The sequence below is a fragment of the Deltaproteobacteria bacterium genome (assembly GCA_016874735.1).
Classification (GTDB): Bacteria; Bdellovibrionota_B; Oligoflexia; order Oligoflexales; family CAIYRB01; genus CAIYRB01.
Map to the genome: position 1 here is coordinate 1 of VGTI01000011.1, position 18,111 is coordinate 18,111.

Consider the following 18,111-nt stretch of genomic DNA (forward strand, 5'->3'; position numbering starts at 1 on the left):
CGCAGGTACCCTGTGTGGTTGATTTCACGATCAGTGTGTAGCTGGCGCCTTCCTGCATATTTGTAAAAGCGAAGTTGCCACAGGTCGCAGTTGTGTATTGAATGTTCCCGTTGTTCCAATCGAAAGACGTCCCCGCTGCGGCGTTGTAAACATTACTGCGAATTTGACCTGTCACATCGAGTGCCACTGCAGGAGAGTTGGTACCAATCCCCACACTACCGGTGCTGTATGAAATATTGCTGCCCGAGGTCGTCCACTGCGAGCTACCGCCTGCAGCTGAAGTCCAAGACAGCGATCCACTACCGTTATTAGTGAGTACCTGATTTGAAGTGCCCTGAGTTGCAGGCCAAGAATACGCGATGCCACGGATGCTGGCTAAGTCGCCCGCAGAGTTGACTTGAAATTGAGAACTGCTGCCGATGCTTAGTATGGACGCTGGTGCTGTCGTTCCTATTCCGACGTTGCCAGACGAAGTTATGCGCATTCTCTCAGTAATTGTACCGGCTGCAGAATTAGTTGCGAATTGCAAATACCCTGCATAGTTAGCATTGGTGCCGTTTTCTTTCCGTCCTGAGATACTCCCGAAGGCAATTTTAGACGGCGCTGCCGTTAGCGCGGATCCGCCAAGGTAAACTGAGCCACCAACGTCTGCTGCACCATTGTCAGTCGTGCCAAAATACGCTGCGCCACCACCACCACCATTATCGACTGGCTGGTTACCAAACTGGACTTCAAACTTACTCATGGGTGAGGTTGTGCCTATACCAACATTCCCACCACTCCGATAAACATCAGCGCCAGATTCTGTCCAACTCCCAGCGGCAGGTACAGAGCTTACCCAAGTCGTACCATTTGAAGTGAGTATGTTGCCGCTGGCTCCCGGTGCTACGGTAAGGGGCGCGCTGGTGCCGTTACCGAGTAGCACGCTATTCGCAGCTAAAGTAGCGGTTCCTGTGCCACCATTGGCCACGCTTAACGTCCCGGAGGTGATCAGTGCTGCGCTATGTGCTGGGATATCGCTAGCGGTAAAAGGCGTCCAAATCGGCGCATTAGCTATGCTGCCTGTGCCGGTGCTGGATAAAAAATGTTTAGTAGCGGTAGTGTTACCTGTCAGCCTGGTGCCGGATCCCGAAGTGCCGCCGTAGATCAAGTCACCCACCGCGGTCATTGGCGACAGGGCATCAAAGGCTCCTGATTTTGTCGTTGCGCCGGTACCGCCGTTGGTAATCGGAAGAGTCCCGTTAACTGCGTTTCCTGAGGCCAAATTAACGGTACCGAACGTAGGCTGGTTGCTCGCATTCACGGTGAGGATATTGTACTGAGTGCCGGCCGCAGTTGATGATAATGCGGAACTCGAACCAATGACGACGCCGTTGTTGGTGAAAGTCCCCACGCCTGTACCACCGTTGGCCACTGCCAAGATACCGGTGTTAAGACTCGTCGCACTAATCGGTGGTAGGTCGCTGACAGTCAGAGTTGCGCCACTCATTACCCGACCTTTTGCGTCAGTCGTAACTTTCGTGTACATGCCAGCTGTACCCACGGTGGCAAGCGTTGGGTTAGGGAAGTTACCAGAGAGATCACCGCTGGCTGCTCCCGTTGGCGCAAGTCCTGATACCCAGCTCAGGGTGCCACTGCCGTTCGTGGACAGCACCTGGCCTGCGGTACCACTACTACCGGGTAGCTCCCATGTGAGCGGAGTTGCAAGTGTGTCGGGGGCTTTGAAGCTGACGTAATTAGTGTTGTCCTTGGTTTTGAGTACGAGCTTGTTGGCGGTTGTCCCGTTGCCTTGGATCGTGACGCTTCCTTGAGATGTCACGGTGGAGGCTGTTAGGGTACCGGTAGTTGCAGCACCGGTCGTGTTGATTGTTGTGGAACCACCGATACTCGAAGCGCCGTCGATTGTCGCGCCAGAGAGTGTTTTATTGCTTAAAGTCTCCGTTGCATCACGCGTCACAATGAAACCTATTGTGGGGAACGTGGCCGTGGAGCTCACGCCTGTACCACCGTTAGTTGCGGGCAAAGTGCCTGCTGTAATCGCTGATGCGCTGAGCGGTGGGATATCCGTAGCAGTCAGTGAGGTGCCAGCGGTGATACGGCCCTTGGCGTCAAACGTCACTTTCGTGGCGGTCCCTGGAATGGCCACGGTCGCCAGTGAGGCAGAGCCACTGCCTGGGCCAGCTGCAATGACGTCTCCCACTAGCCCGGTGAGGTAGTTTCCGGTGGGACTAGAAGGTGGCAAGTTTGCCGCCACCCACTTCCCATTTTTGAAGGTGAGTACTTGATCAGCGCTCGGATCACTGCCCGCTTGGGTCTTGGCCGTTAAGTTACTCGAACTCAAGTTATCCCACTTCACGCCACCAGCACCGTTACTCACTAGTACGCTACCTGAGGCGGCTTCCTTAACCCCAGTGATGCCGAGCTTGCCCGTGTTGATGTCAAACCCGAGACTTTTACTGTCGACTGGGATACGCATAGCGAGGGGTACGTAGTTAAACTTCTGCCGGGGATAGGTCTTACTTGAAGTCGAGATCTCGATAAATACAGGCTCCGTGCCGTCGCGGAAAATGTCCTGGACCTGCGTCGCCATGAACGGGAAGTATAGGGAGAAGACGCCCTGACTCAAGATCACGCTCGCGAATTCAAATGTCTGGCCAAGTTGAGTTCCCTCAAATTCAGCCGTCCAAAAGGTGGCTACCATCCCAACCGACCCATCTTTCGGAGCACCCGTCGATTCCGTAAGTCGGCCTGAATAAGTCATCGGTAGACTGCCGGCGCTCTGCGCCTGGGCTGCAGTCGCGAGGCAAATGGCCAGCAATGCTGACAGCACGCGCTGTGCGCCAAACGTTGCTAAGGTATTTAAACCCCGGCTGCTCAAGGTAAGCCTCCTGAGACAGGTTGCATCTCCTTATCTCAGTAACCGCCTTCGGTCCGACGGGGGGCATTCTTTAGGTTTATTTCAAGGTGCATCAATCAAGGTGCCAAAAGGTCATGATTACAGCAGGGTGGACCGTGTGGCTGCAGGAGCAGCGAGCCCACTTTCTGTGCCCTCAGTCAGGCCCAATTCAATGCCACATTACTTTTTTTGAAAAACCCATTAGATTCGCATGGTTAAAACCAAGGTGCATGTGTTTTGTCGTCCTTTCCGGGGCTTGTCGGTGTTGCGAGATTCTACCTGCGCTGATGGACGAGGATGGCGAATGGTTTGGTAGAGTGTTTGAGAATGCAGTTGGGGCGCATTTATGTAAAGGCCTGACCGACGTTAGCTACTGGCGTGACGGGAATGCTGAAGTGGATTTCGTTGTCGTCATTGATAAACAAATTATAGCCATTGAGGTCAAGTCTGGGCGACGGAAAGGGTCTTCAGGTTTGTCAGAATTCAAAACCAGATTTCCAAATTCGCGCACAGTGCTCATGGATTTCGAGTTGGGTGAGAAATTTCTGCTGGCATCGGATGCGCGGAAATTTCTACTCAATCTCGTCGATGACGTCGATCATTATTAGCTACATTTAATGCCAGGCCACTCTCAGTATAAGAGGTTGTGGCTGAGCTCGGGGGGGCAATTACTCGGCGATCAATTTTTTTGACACACAAGTAACTGCACATACGGCATAGTGACATCCACAGTCGCGGTACCTGTGGACCCTGAGGTGAAACTTGGTATCGCAATGGTGTGATTGTGCGTACCAGAACTTCCTGTACTGAAGGATGCAATGTCGAATGTGTGCCCGTGTGCTCCCGCAGAACTTGAGTTGAATGCGGCGATATCCAGCCAGTGCTGGTGAGCACCTGCAGCGTGCGTGTTTCGATTGCCCTTGTATCCTGCGTCCGAATCCGCCACGCCATCAAAGTTACCCGTATGATTGTTATCGTCGGCTCCACTCACCCCAATGGTGTGTGAATGGTTACCTTGGGAATCCGTGAGAGTTGATGGTGGATCGACGGAGTGCGTGTGAGCACCCTCCGTGGCTGATGTCGCGGTGGGAGGGGGATCAGCCGTGTGCGTGTGCGCACCAGCGTCTGTGGACACAGTTGACGGTGGAGCCACACTGTGCGTGTGAGCCGGGACGTCTGTAATTGTGCGGTTAGAGAGGTTCGTAAGCGAAGTGCCAACCGTACCGGCAAGAGTACCGCCAGCCGGTAGGCCCATGATGGTGCGACCGCGTGCGGCCGTAAGCTCGGACCAACCCGCTGGGCAATTACTAGTATTGAAGTAGGCGACACTACCAGACGGTATGAGCCCAGCGTTGGTTGAACCAACGATCCAATTGGCACCGTCACTGATCAGGGCTACGTACATCCACTGCGAGATTAGCTGGAAGCTAGCGGCACCTTCGATAGTTTCGCTGCCCGAGGCTTCGACGCTGACTATGTTGGGCGATGAGTCCTTCTTCTTAATGAGGTACTGACGCCCTGGGATACCCACTGCCGATGGCAGAGACATCGTTAAGGGGCCAGAATCGGCACTGGCCAACACAACGCTATCCTGATCGGTTAAGTTATAATCAGCGTTTGTTGTGATAACGGCAGTGGCTACTGGACCGTTTATTTGCAATTTCGAACTTGGTGACGCCGTGCCGATCCCCAAGTTGCCACCGACGCTCAGTGTTCCCGTCATGGTGTCGCCGGACTTACTGACTTTCGTGGCAGGATCTACAGTGGCCGCTATGACTATAGAACCTGGTCCGTTGTTCACCTGTATGCCTGTGCCAGCACTTAGCGTTGCTAAGGAGTAACCTGTACCGTTACCGATGAGCAGTTGCCCGTTGCTCGGCATGCTTCCTGTGCCCGTGCCACCGCGCGTGATTGGCAGCAAGCCAAACACCTCTGAAGTCAAATCAATATCCGAACCCTGACTTGCCGCGGTGATGCGTCCCTGTGCATCGACTGAAATGTTAGCTCGAGGGTAGTAACCTGGCACCACGGTCGTGTTGGATAAGCTTATCTGTCCCGCCAGCGTGATCGGACCACCGGTAAGTCCAGGACCGGTGCCAATCTGGGTTACCGTACCGGCTTTGGGGGTGATCCAGTTCAGTGCGCCCCCGCCACTGTTGCCCAGCACTTGGCCAGTGGTTCCCAAAGTTGCTGGAAGAGTCCACACGGCATTTGACATCACAGCGTCTGGAGCTTTGAACCCTACATATTCCTGTCCGTTTGAAGCTAGCTCTCCAAAGCGGATCTCGCTCGTGTTTCCCGCATTGTTGCCAAAGGCATTTAGCGACAATCCTGCCTGCGCTGATGTTGTCAACGTCGCTGCGCTAAGGCTGGTGCTCGAAATTATCTTTTCTTGTTTTCCGTCAAAACGCTGCCAGTCGTCTTTACTTAGGTAACCGTCAGCCGTGCTGCCAGCAGCACCTTTGAGAGCCGCTGATGTCCCGAGGATGTCGCTAAGGCCCTCGACCTTGTCAATTGGGATCGACTTGACTGCAAGCTGACCCTGATCGCTAAATTGCATTGTTTTGTTATCTACTGGCACCCGCAGCGCTAGCGGGATTGGTAACAATCGTTGCCGCGGATAAGTCTTCCCATTTGCGGTTACTTGCACGTAGGCTGCTTCTGCACCGTTGGCGAAGATGACGTCGATTTCAGTAGGTGTCAGTTTGAGATCGACTTTGAATACACCTTGCACAAGCTCGATCTGGCTGAGCTGTAATGTCGGACCTAGCGGCTCCCCATCCGTCGCCGTCCTGTAAAAGCTAATACTGATGTCTACAGTCCCAGCAAGCGGAGCACCGTTCGCACTGGTTAACCGCCCCGAGTAGCTGAGATACTGCACACCGAAGGCAATATTTGCTGGCAACAAGAGCGACAGAATTAAAAGGACAAAAGCTCCTATCTGCTGGCAATGTTGCCGCACGGGTGTCGCTAGATTGTCGGTGCCACTGCCCATCGAGCAGCACCCCCTTGGGGTTGTGTGCCTTACTAGTCCTTCGCTAATCACCTTTTTCGACATTTTCGGGGGATAACTTAAGGGGTGCTCGCACCTACGGAATTGACTCGTAATATTCGAGCCCTAGCCGGATGTTGGCGGTGTCTGGAAGCCAAAAAATTGGAGCGCAATCGGGGCGCGGATCGTCGCTGTCCGCCTTACTCAATTGGCTCCAATTTCACGAGAAAAAGAGACTTTATCCATCCCACATTACGTCCTGCTTAGGGAATCGGATCTGAGGCCGTAAACGTATGCGTTTCCCCGGTACCGGTCTTAATGATGAGTTGGCCATTGCGTAGTTCATAAGTCTTCCAATCCATCCATGGAAACGAGGACAGCGTCTTTAAGGGTGGGCAAGCCCTGGCGGTAGCAAGCCAATCGGCATTGGCATCGATCGTTCCGCCAGGAGCGAAGGTGAAGTATGCGTCTGGACTATGCCCGAAACTGTTGCAGCCATCGAATCCGCGAAGCGATCTCTCAGATATGGTAAAACCTCCAGCGGCACCTGGTTGACCCCAACTCGTACCAACCAATGTTTGGACGGTCTTCTTGCTATCTGTAATTGATGGAACTTTGCCACAGGCGCTAAGACTCAATGCCATGGCGAGAGTTGTCACGCTACGTCCTAGGTTGTTTAGACTCTGGTTCATGTCGAATCCTCGTGTTGTTTGTTTTCTCAAGACTTTGAAGGTGGCTGCGTTAGTGCCAGTGAAGCACCACTTGATACCTACCTTTTCGGTTTATCCCGCGAGCCCGGTGAGCGATTGAGAACAATAAGTGTATACAAGCGTATACAAGGGCGCGTCCTACTAGCGACAGTTCCATGTGAAGCATTATTTTTTTAATATAAACAGAAGCTTATTTGTAACAAACAAGATCTCAAGTATTCCCGGTTTTTTGCCGAAAACACCAACATTGATTGCGTCGACCGTGATCTGGAGGTGCATGATGACAAAGGACAGGAGCTGCTTAGGCTCAAAGTTAGCCGGATTGCTAGCTCTCACCTTGGCTATCTTAGGCCCCGATCCCGCCGGTGCAGCAACCGCTGTGTACCGCTACATCGACGTGGCGCGTCAGGCGCACGATGGCGGCCGTGGCATTGAGGTCCTTGGTGCCTACTGGCAATCGGTGCATCAGTACGCCAAGAACTTACGGTTCACCGACAGTGCCAAAAAAGCATACGAAATGGTGAATGACATTATTCAGACCGTTGATTTTCAAGCGTTTCTGACGTCGCATTTAGCTCTGGTGACACCGGACGGTGCGCGTGTATTTCTCCTGAAGGGAGCTACGGCCAGCGATGCGCTTACGGTTGATTACGAAAAGGCACGGCTTGGATCTTATGTCCCTGCGCGGCCCTTTGATTTCGCAGCCGAGATATCTGTCCGTGCAGATGCTAAGCCTATCCCGCAGGTGAAACGCGGCTTTGTCATCGGCGCACAGGTTGCAGCTAACGCTGGTGAGCTGAGCCACCGGACGATGCTGCGCAGTCTAGATGGCATCATGCAGGTGCTTGAGCCACAAAATGTCGCGCGACTCCCTGTCGAAGCCGGCGGTCAGAACCTCACGTTATTGGCTCGCAAGGCACGGGGCGAGGTGCTCCAGACGCTGCCCGATACGATCAAATATTTGGAGCGTTATCAGAAGATAAATTTTGAGCCAAAAATCGAGCAGCATAAGGCAACCGGTAAGGAGTTCACCCGCGTTCATCTGAGTATGGCTATCGATATCCCGGCGGTCGAACGCGACTACCCGGACTTAGCGCATTATCTCGATAGGCTCATCACAAGTTTTGACCTCAACATCGGTGGTCGTTACCAGTTGCCAAATGGCCTCAGTTTATTCAACTTCACTTTCAACTCTGAAACCAGCGAAATAAACCTAGAATTAGTTACCGCCGATGGGGCTGTGATCCCCGTCGACGACAAAGGACAGCCCCACGCTGAGGCCGCCTTGCATTTGGCAGAACTCCAAAGTCATTCTGGCTTGATGGTCATCAACGCGCGCGGTGGTGCTTTGGGGCTGGAATTTGATCTGCACGACCTCCATTCAAGTTTTGACTTTAAAGAGGGCCCAGTCATGCACTCTGGGGGCCGAATTGTAAGTCTGCCGCCACCTAAGGTGACTGGACGCGCACTAGGAATCTTTCCGACCTGGGCGATTGACCTGAGTATTCCCGGGTCGATTGACGAATATGCGACGATGATCACGCAGGGTATCTTAAAAGGTGCTAACGGCAAGGGTACCTACTTGCGCCAAACGGTCGATACGCGTGATCCCAAAGCCACCAAAGTGACAGTCGATATGGGTACGATGTTGGTGGATAACTTCTTCGTCAACTTTGGGATGCGCGTGGTACAGAAGTTTGTTTGGCCATCTGAAGACGTACTTGGGGAAATGCGTCAGGCATTGGTCGACTTTAGCGGCCACGTCGCCAACGACTTGGTGCGCCTTTCTGTAGTCCCCGCCGATATCGCTCACTAATAGTTTACCATTGAGGCCTCGTGCTTCACGGTGGCACGTTTCCGCTTGAGCCATGCCATCACTGCTTCGGTAGCGACGTAGATGCTAGGCACGATGAGGAGCGTCAGTAGCGTCGAGCTGATGACGCCGCCAATGGTTGCGATACCTAGACTACGCCGTGCTTCACCGCCAGCGCCCAAGGCAGCTGCCACGGGAATCATGCCGGCAATCATGGCAACGGATGTCATAATAATCGGCCGTAGACGCAAGGATGCAGCCAATAGCATGGCATCGCGAGGGGAGTGTGAGCCCTCGCGGACTCTGGCGGCGGCGAAATCGACCAGGAGGATACTGTTTTTAGCGACAATACCAGCCAGAAGGATCATCGCCACCCCGCCATAGAGGTCAAGGGGGATTTGCCAGGCGATGAGAGCCCAGACGGCACCCGTCGCAGCGAGTGGAATGGCAGCGAGCACGCTGATGGGTATCACAAATGACTCAAAGAGGCTGACCAAGATCATGTAGACAAAGAGCATGCCGATGCTGATGGCTGCGATGACGTTTTGATAGAGCTCGTCCATCTGCTGGTTCTGCCCAGTGATTCTGGCGGCGTAGTTTTGTGGCAATGGTAGCGCGTCCAGTTTAGCCTGTAGCATCGCTACGGTGTCGCCAAGTGCAGCCCCTGGAGCAATATTGGCGCCGATGCGCAGGGTGCGCTGACGATTTTCCCGGGTGATGATGGCTGCGCCAGAATCGGTTTTCATTTCGGTAACAGCCCCGACGGGGACACCCGGCTGCGACTTGCCGTTACTCGACTTGACGTAGATGCTGCGGGACAGGAGATCCGATGGCGAGCTAAAGCGGCCAGTGTTCAAACGAACGCGGATTGGAACTTCTTGATCAGCGATGACGATGCTATTAGTCGCATCGCCTTGAATCGCCGTGGCAAGAGCACTGCTAACTTGGGCGGCGCTGACGCCAAAGAGGCCGGCTCTGGTAGGGTCAGTTTTGATCTGAATTTCGGGGAGCCCTTCCGCCTGCACCTGCGCGACATCGGCAATCCCCGGAATTTTGCCCATAATCGCGCGAATTTCGCGACCGACCACGGTGAGCTTCCCTATATTGTCGCCGCTGATGATGACCGCTAATGGTTGAAAGCGTCCCGAGCTTCCCGCCAGGGGGTCGGCGGGTTCCGAGATGCGGACACTATATCCTGGTACGCCGGCGAGTAGTTTGCGTATCTCGGTCCTGATGGCGCCGAGCTCTGTCTGTGTGCCGGCCGCCTTGGGGTCAACCTGCACCGTCATGTCGACATTAGCGTAGCCTGCGTAGTTATTGCCGGCGCTGACCGTCCAGTTTAGCAACTGAGGCATGTCACGAATCTTTGATTCGGCGAGATCGGCGACTTTCTTGACTTGGTCCACTGGCGTCGCGAGCGGACCTTGTAAACTAGCGGCGAATACGTAGCCAAACTGGGTGGGAATAAAACTCTTTTTAACAATTACGAATCCCCAGATAGCGGCGGCAATGGCAGTCAGGCCGATTGCCATGGGTAGGACCGGTTTGGCAAGCAGCCGATCGAGCAGCCCGGCATAACGCCGGCTCAGGCGCTCAAAACTATGCTCAAACGCAAGGAGGCGGGCGTCGATCCACAGGCCGAGGCGGCCGAGCGGGCGCCACTCATCCGTGGGATTGGCGATATGGGCAAAATAGGCAGAAAGCATGGGTGCCATCGTCATCGCATCGTAAAGTGACACGAGGACAGCGAACACCACAGTCAGGGCGAATTGCTTGAAGAACTGACCCGAGACCCCGCCCATAAAACCTACCGGCAAGAATACGGCAACGATGGTCAGCGTCGTGGCGACGACGGCGAGTTGCACTTCTTTGGCGCCGCGGGCGGCGGCATCTTTGGGATTTCCACTACCAAGGTGTCTGAATATATTCTCGCGAACTACGATAGCATCATCGACGAGCAAACCCACGGCCAACGACAGGGCTAGTAAGCTCATGACGTTGATGGTGAACCCGGCGGCGTACATCACGGCGAAGGTCGTGACGACACTGCTGGGGAGCGACAGCCCGGTCGTGACGGTGGAGCGTAGACTGCGGAGAAATAGGAGCACCACGGCAATAGTAAGGATGGCACCGATGATCAAGCTCTCGTAAACATCAGCTACATTGGTCCGCACTAGATCAGCGTTATCTCGGGTCACAGTAAGCTTGACGTCGGGAGGAAGTAGACGCGAGAGATCCCCGAGTGACGCCTTTACACGGTCAGAGACGGCGACAGTATTCTCACCCGACTGCTTAAGGATGTTTAGGACAACCGCTGGCCTAAACCCCTGGCGATCGCCAAATCTTGTGACTCTAGTGATGTCTTGAAAGCCCGCAGTCACCGTAGCAACGTCCCTAAGATAAAGTGGACTACCGGTAGGTGTACGGCCGATGGGAATCGAACTGATATCCGAGACGGACTGACCCCTGGCCACCGAGCGCACGAGCCACGTGCGCTCTTGACCGCGGATCTGACCTACTGGGTCATTGCGGTTACTGGCCCTGATGGCGCTGACGATGTCGCTAGGATTGAGGCGCCACTGGTCGAGGGCCGTGGGCTGCAGTGCTACTTGGATCTCGGGCTGACGCTCGCCGCTTAGATCCACAGATCCCACACCCGTGATTTGGCGCAAACGAGGCAACAAAACATCATTAGCAAGTTTGGTCAGCTCGGCGGCGGATCTCTCGCCAGTTACAGCCACTTCAATAATGGGCGTATCGTCGGGATCTTGGCGGAATATCTCGGGCTCGCGCATGGCCTCGGGCAGACTTTCGCGCAGATTTGCAATTTTGCCCCGCACCTGAATTTCTTGAAAGCGAATGTCGATCGCCGCATCAAACTCCATAACAACGATGGAGCGTCCCTCGCGACTGACACTGCGCATAAGGTTGATACCGGCGACGGTGCTCAGGGTGTCTTCGACTTTTTTGGTGATCAACTGCTCAATCTCTTCCGGTGCAGCGCCATCAAGACTGGAGACCACGACAAGGACGGGGTAGGAGACATTTGGATACAGGTCAACTGACAGCTTGCGGAGCGCCAGGAGTCCGATCACGAGCAGGAACAGCGTCACCATACTGATAAATTTGGGACGCGCGATGGCAGTCTGGATCAGATTCATAGTTGGTACTCGTAAACTAAGCAGTAAGATTAGTCGACAATTTGAACGCGGCTTTTATCACTAAGCAGGTTGGCGCCGGCGATGACGATCTTGGCGTTGGGTGTAACGCCTTCGGTAATTTCGACAGTGTCTGGATTGACAATACGAAACTGGACGGCAGTTCTCTTGGCCTCACTGCCATCGGCCTCGTAAACGTAGGCGCCTTGATCCGTGATGATGAGCGCTCCGGCGCTAAGGAGCATCCTCGGTCGGGGGGCAAGTTCAAAGGTGAGGCGGGCATACATACCAGCGCGCCAATCTCTCTCAGGGTTAGCGATCTCGACAGTGACGCGCCCACGACCGGATCCTGGATCAGCCGACCTGGCGATGGAAACGACCTTAGCACTCCGACTCTGGCCGAGTAGGGTGGCGGTAACTTTGGTGCTGGGCGTCACTTGGGTCCAGTCGTCAGCCGGCATGTGCGCTATGACGCGCAGGGTGCGGTCGTCGACAATCGTCACCACAGCGTCGCTTGGGGTCACTTGTTCGCCGACAGTGGTCACATGCCAGCGACCGACCCAACCGGTAATGGGGCTATTTGTCGGCATATTCAGAAAAGACTCCCCCGCATCGTTGCGATCGATACGAAACAGCAGATCGCCAGCCTTAACGGCAGCTCCCTCTTGGGGGCCGATGGAGGCGACGCGTCCTGTCACCTTGGAGTAAACCTCGGCCTGATGGATGCCAAATAGCGGCGCATCGACCGTCACTTGCTTGGGTGCTGTTTGCAGGGCAGCTTCGACGACGCGGACGCTAACTGGACCCTTAGTTGCGTCGGTGCTTGGTCGACCGCCGCGACCTCCGCTCTCGGCCGTGCAGGCAGTGACGACGGTCACACAGCATAGTAGACTGAGCCCAGTCGTCAGAACTTTGGGGGAGGATGGCACGCTCATAGGCAGACCTCCAACATCGAGGGATCAAGCGGGTGGTGTCTACCAAGGTGTAGCACAAACTACAAAAAACAGATACTTGTGGAATCCTTAGATTTTGGTTTTTGGCGTACCGCTCCAAGCTAGGCGTAGCAAACAGTCTTGATGTTGCTAGGAGGTGCCTCGCTCACGCCCAAAGCCTCACTGGAAACCCTTATTCCAAGCTACCCACACGGTGCTTCCGCCCTTCACCATACCGATGACGGTGTCAGCGCCTGCTGTGACCACGATGGGGCAACTAGGGTTGCACTTAAAGGTAAGTCCGGTACCGGCCAACGTGTAGTTACCGCCCGTCGCATTGTTTATCACCAAGGTGTAGCCAGCGCCATCGACCATGTTGGACATAGTTAAGGTACCTGCGGCCACACTAGTAGTCTGGATGTTACCGCTATTCCAATTGATCGTTCTCGTGGTATTGGTGGCAAACCCGCTAGCGGCTTGGCCACCCACGATTTGCAATTTGGTCGTCGGCGCTGTGGTGCCGATACCTATGTTGCCGGTCGTTGTGATCAGACCGGACGTACTGATCGCAGTCGAGCCACCGATAGTACCCGAGTTGATGGCGGCACCAGAAACTTTGCCAGCCGTAGAGATGGTAGCCAGTTTAGAGTCGACGATTCCGGCCGTGGCAGAGATATCGGCATTGGTGATCGAACCGTCGGTAATTGTGCCACCGGTTCCCCCAGACACTGCCGAAGCCGTAGCAAGTGAGCCCAAACCGTGGCCGCTGATTGAAGTCACAGCGCCAGATAACTTTGACGTTGCAACTGCCGCATCGGCGGCAATATCAGCGTTGACTATACTACTGTCTGTGATCGTTCCACCCACACCCCCTGACACAGCAGATGCTGTGGCCAAAGCGGTCAGACCAAGAGTAGCTCGCTGTGCGGTAGCATCGGCGTCATCGAGCAAAGCCTTACCGGCGGCCGTCAGTGTGTAGGTAGCCCAGGTATCTGCGCCCGTACGCTCAACGCCACCAGTAGTTGAGAGGCCTTCGACGGCAGCCAAGTCGTTATTTAACGCAAGCGTCAAGTTCCCAGATGCGGTTATGGGGCCACCAGCGACGCTGATGCCAGAGGCAGGGGCTGTGATGCCCACGCTAGTTACACTTCCAGTAGCTGCTGATACCCAACCGAGGTTACCAGAGCCGTCCGTCTTCAGCACTTGACCGGAGCTACCGTCAGCGGTTGGTAGCACCCAAATCTTGTTCGCGGCAATGGCGTCGGGAGCCTTGAAACCCACGTGATTCGCACCGTTAGCAGCTAACTCGGTAAAGCGTATTTCGCCTGTGTTACCTGTTGTAGTGCCGAACGGTTTGGCCTCAAAGCCAGACTGGGAGTTACTCGTTAAACTGGTAAACGCACCTGTGTTTGGCGTCGTCGCACCGATCGCACCAGGTGCTGCCCAGCTAACGCTAGGTGCCGGAGAGCTGCTCCAGGTTGTGCCGTTTGATGTGAGGACATTACCACTGGCACCAGGTGCTACTACTTGGACTGGACTGGTTCCGTTGCCTAAAATGACGTTGTTTGCTGCTAGGGAAGTTGCACCGGTGCCACCGTTAGCTACAGCTAGAGTTCCTGAAGTGATTAGCGCTGCACTGTGGGGCGGCAGATCTCCCGCGCTCAAGCTAGTGGCGGCTGTGACGCGCCCATACGCATCAGTCGTCACCTTAGTGTAAGTCCCGGCAGTGCCCGTAGTAGCGAGGGTAACGGTCGCCGTACCGCTAGCCGTGGCGACGCCGATGCCAGTGCCTGCGGCGACAGCCCCTAGTTTGCCGTTAAACGCTGTGTAATCGGCATTAGATAGAAGACCTGCGGTGACGCCCGCAGTCGCTGCTAGTGGGATACTGAGTGTGTGTACGTTGCTGGCTGACGCCCAAGCTGGTGCTGTGCCAGTGGTGCCGGGAGTGCCGAAGGTTTGGGTATTACCCACCTGTCCGTTGAGGCTGCTGAGACCCGATCCTGCGGCTCCGAGGGCGATGGCCGTGGAGCCGTCCCAGTATTTGATTTGATTGGTGGTGGTATTAAACCAAGTTTTACCTTTATCACCCGCGGTGAGGCCAGCGGGATCGCTCGTATGCGCGCTCAGCGCCAGTGTTTTGGATGCGGCCATCAGGATGTTGCCGGCGCTTGTGAGATCGAAGCTCCCCATGTTTAAAGCACCGGACATCGTGTCGCCGGTCTTACGTAGAGGCGTATAACCAAGAGCCGTGGTGATATCACTCGATGCCATCGTGCCTACGGTGACGGCTCCACCAGCGGTGACTTGTTTTAGGTACTGTCCGGTACCACCTGTGCTCGTGAGATTAGCGCCGGTACCACCGTTAGCTACAGTAAGCGTACCCGCGGTGATGAGCGCTGCACTGAGTGGCGGCAGATCGGCGGTGCTTAAGGTGGTTCCAGTCGTCACTCGACCTTTGGCATCATAAGTGACTTTGGTCGATGTACCAGGCAAGGCGACGTTGGCCAGGGATGCTGCCGCTGATCCTGCTCCGGTGGCGGTCACGTCACCTGTCAGAGCGGTGATGTAATTACCGGCCGCTTGTTTAGTGTTGAAGCTCACCCAGTCGGCCGCCGAGAGGAAACCACTGGTAGTCCCGCTGGCTTGGGCAATGGAGATCACCGGAGTAGACGTGCCTGAGGCCACGGAAATTGGTGCCGTTCCAGTGACGCTGGTGACACTAGCGGGCATTGCCGTACTTTGCCAAGTCGTACCGTTCGATGTGAGGACGTTACCACTGGCACCAGGTGCTACCACTTGGACTGGACTGGTTCCGTTGCCTAAAATGACGTTGTTTGCTGCTAGGGAAGTTGCACCGGTGCCACCGTTAGCTACAGCTAGAGTTCCTGAAGTGATTAGCGCTGCACTGTGGGGCGGCAGATCTCCCGCGCTCAAGCTAGTGGCGGCTGTGACGCGCCCATACGCATCAGTCGTCACCTTAGTGTAAGTCCCGGCAGTGCCCGTAGTAGCGAGGGTAACGGTCGCCGTACCGCTAGCCGTGGCGACGCCGATGCCAGTGCCTGCGGCGACAGCCCCTAGTTTGCCGTTAAACGCTGTGTAATCGGCATTAGATAGAAGACCTGCGGTGACGCCCGCAGTCGCTGCTAGTGGGATACTGAGTGTGTGTACGTTGCTGGCTGACGCCCAAGCTGGTGCTGTGCCAGTGGTGCCGGGAGTGCCGAAGGTTTGGGTATTACCCACCTGTCCGTTGAGGCTGCTGAGACCCGATCCTGCGGCTCCGAGGGCGATGGCCGTGGAGCCGTCCCAGTATTTGATTTGATTGGTGGTGGTATTAAACCAAGTTTTACCTTTATCACCCGCGGTGAGGCCAGCGGGATCGCTCGTATGCGCGCTCAGCGCCAGTGTTTTGGATGCGGCCATCAGGATGTTGCCGGTATTCAGTAAATCGTTACCGGTAAAACTAACCGTGCCCGCAACTGTGTCCCCCGCCCTATTCATTGGGGTATAACCGAGAACAGCAATGACATCGGTGGCCGATGCGCTCTGAATCGTTCCGTTAGCACTTGTCTTTAGTACCGAACCAGGTGTTGACGACAGAGTAAGCCCAGCAAATTGCGGCGACGCTGTCAGGCGGATGTCTTGAGCGGTGTCTAAACTAATCGAGCCACTGCCGTTCGTTATGACAATACTCGCAGAGTTTCCCGGATTCAGCGTACCAAGCCGGTATCCTCCGCTACCTCCGATTAACATCTGACCATCGGTTGGAACGCTGCCGATACCCGTACCGCCGCGAGCTACAGATAAGGTTCCGCTCGTAATGATCGTAGCGGGTAGTTCTGGAATGTCAGCTACCGTTAGCGTCGAGCCACTTGTGACACGGCCGTATTGATCAGTTGCAACTCTGCTGTAAGTTCCGCCAGCCGATACGCTAGCTAAACTTACCGTTTTAGTTGTACCTGACGTGGCGACAGCAATACCGGCTCCCGCATCAACCTGGCCGACTTTTGTGTTAAATGTCTGAAAGTCGGTGTTTGACAAGAGTCCAGCTATGACTCCGGTTGAGGCGGCTAGCGGGATGTTGAAAGTATGCGCGCCGTTCGCAGAAACGATGGTAGGACTTGTGCCCGCAGAGCCCGTTGAAAATGTTTGCGACTCGCCACTTACTCCGTTCAAGCTGTAAACTGCCCCTGCGGTTCCTAGCGTCTTTGTCTCCGCACCATTGAAAAACCGAATACTGTTTGTCGCGCTGTCAAACCAAACTTTGCCGCGATCGACGGTCGAGAGCCCAGTTGGGTCCTGGCTACGCGTCCCTAGCATTAGCGTGGCGTCGGACACCATGCTGATATTGCCGACACCATCTAGGTTATTACCGGCAAGCGCGAGAGGGCCCGATAGAGTTCCTCCGGCCAGGCCGAGTTTATTTTTGAACTCTAGCCAGTCCGACTGCCCCAGGTATCCTGTCGACACACTGGAGGCCTGTGGCAACGACAGGGTGGTGACGCCTCCTGAAGTGGTTTTCGCTAAGGGCGTCGTGACCGTTAAAGAATCAAGAGCGGTTGCTGCTGTTGGTAACGTTGTCGGGGTCCAGACTCCACCCGCATACGTTAATACCTGACCCGCTGATGGAGCGGTCGTGGACAACTGGCGTCCCTGAAGACTCGTAGCGGTTTCAGGAAACACGGGGCTATCAAGTTTCAGTTTACCTGTACCGTCTAGCGTTAGAAATTTGTTCGGTCCCGAAGTGCCAGCCGGAGCTAGTCCAAGTTTGCCATCGCTACCGTATTGTAAGACCCTTTCGTCAACGGGGGTGCGCAGAGCATAAGGTACGAAAGAAAAAATCTGCCTTGGGTAAGTTGCACCATTAGCAGAGATTTCCGCGTAAACAGCCGCGCTACCGTCTCCGAACACAGCTTGAACCGCCTCACCGCTCAGTTCGAACGGGGCCGTAAAGATTCCCTGATTCAGGGGCAGCGTACCCAAATCGATGTCCGTATAGCGCTGCGTACCTCCTGAAAGAGAATCCCAGAATTTCAAAGCCACCTGAGCGCTATCGCCAAGAGGTGCTCCTTGAGCACTCGTCAGCCGACCGGAATACTGCAACCGATAGCCACTCGCAGCGGCGGTACCTGCAGACACCAGCCCGATCGACAGACAACAAACCAACGTAGCACGACGCCCATGCTCCATCGTGGCGCGCTGCAACCTACTTAAATGTGAATTTGGTGACATACAGAACCCTCGGGCTAAGGTCCTATCTGCTCTAAAGCGGGGGGAGGGCGTGTACGCATTAGCCTAGCTACTCTTCGGCATGTCCTGTACCGGACTTGAATTGAGTCCTAACTGCCCAAAGATATTGTAAAAAAAAGATCGCACCGAAGCGCCACGGTAGCGCCGCGGTGCATACATACAAACCGCTCAAAATGACAAAAGAATCGGTAGCTTACTCAATTGATGTTATCCAGCAAACCCGTTAGCGGAGCCTCCGGTCGACCCAACTTCGGGCCGAAGCCGCCAGCAACTGGGATTAGTGCGGCCCGAGACCTCTTACGGAGAATTGTGAGGCCTTTGCGTGCATGGTACGATCATCTAAACCGCCATGTGTTTTCCCTG

The 18,111-nt window shown here is 55.0% G+C and carries 8 protein-coding genes; 2 read left to right on the forward strand and 6 right to left on the reverse strand.

Annotated elements, in window-relative coordinates; translation table 11 throughout:
* A partial coding sequence (locus FJ146_07340) for a hypothetical protein (GenBank protein MBM4251769.1) occupies positions 1-2,878 on the reverse strand: 2,878 nt, incomplete at its 3' end.
* 113 nt (positions 2,879-2,991) lie between these two features.
* Here FJ146_07340 and FJ146_07345 point away from each other — a divergent pair.
* Complete coding sequence (locus tag FJ146_07345; protein MBM4251770.1) at positions 2,992-3,504, forward strand: DUF4143 domain-containing protein; 513 nt, start codon at positions 2,992-2,994, stop codon at positions 3,502-3,504.
* Between the two features lie 71 nt (positions 3,505-3,575).
* On the opposite strand, the gene FJ146_07350 is transcribed toward FJ146_07345, so the two are convergent.
* Together FJ146_07350 and FJ146_07355 are read right to left on the reverse strand one after the other, a co-directional pair.
* Entirely contained in the window at positions 3,576-5,891 is a 2,316-nt protein-coding gene (locus FJ146_07350) for a hypothetical protein (GenBank protein ID MBM4251771.1), read from the reverse strand.
* 260 nt (positions 5,892-6,151) lie between these two features.
* Entirely contained in the window at positions 6,152-6,580 is a 429-nt protein-coding gene (locus FJ146_07355; GenBank protein MBM4251772.1) for a hypothetical protein, read from the reverse strand.
* Positions 6,581-6,878: 298 nt separating this feature from the next.
* Here FJ146_07355 and FJ146_07360 point away from each other — a divergent pair, with 298 nt between their 5' ends.
* Positions 6,879-8,414, forward strand: a complete 1,536-nt coding sequence (locus tag FJ146_07360; GenBank protein MBM4251773.1) for a hypothetical protein — start codon at positions 6,879-6,881, stop codon at positions 8,412-8,414.
* Here FJ146_07360 and FJ146_07365 read toward each other — a convergent pair.
* From FJ146_07365 to FJ146_07375, 3 genes are all read right to left on the reverse strand, one after another.
* Complete coding sequence (locus tag FJ146_07365) at positions 8,411-11,572, reverse strand: efflux RND transporter permease subunit (GenBank protein ID MBM4251774.1); 3,162 nt, start codon at positions 11,570-11,572, stop codon at positions 8,411-8,413. The two genes, FJ146_07360 and FJ146_07365, sit on opposite strands and share 4 nt — an antisense overlap.
* A 29-nt stretch (positions 11,573-11,601) precedes the next feature.
* Entirely contained in the window at positions 11,602-12,504 is a 903-nt protein-coding gene (locus FJ146_07370; protein ID MBM4251775.1) for an HlyD family efflux transporter periplasmic adaptor subunit, read from the reverse strand.
* Between the two features lie 177 nt (positions 12,505-12,681).
* The gene (locus FJ146_07375; protein MBM4251776.1) at positions 12,682-17,730 is read right to left on the reverse strand and encodes a hypothetical protein; all 5,049 of its coding nucleotides are present in this window, start codon (positions 17,728-17,730) and stop codon (positions 12,682-12,684) included.
* Positions 17,731-18,111: the final 381 nt, after the last annotated feature.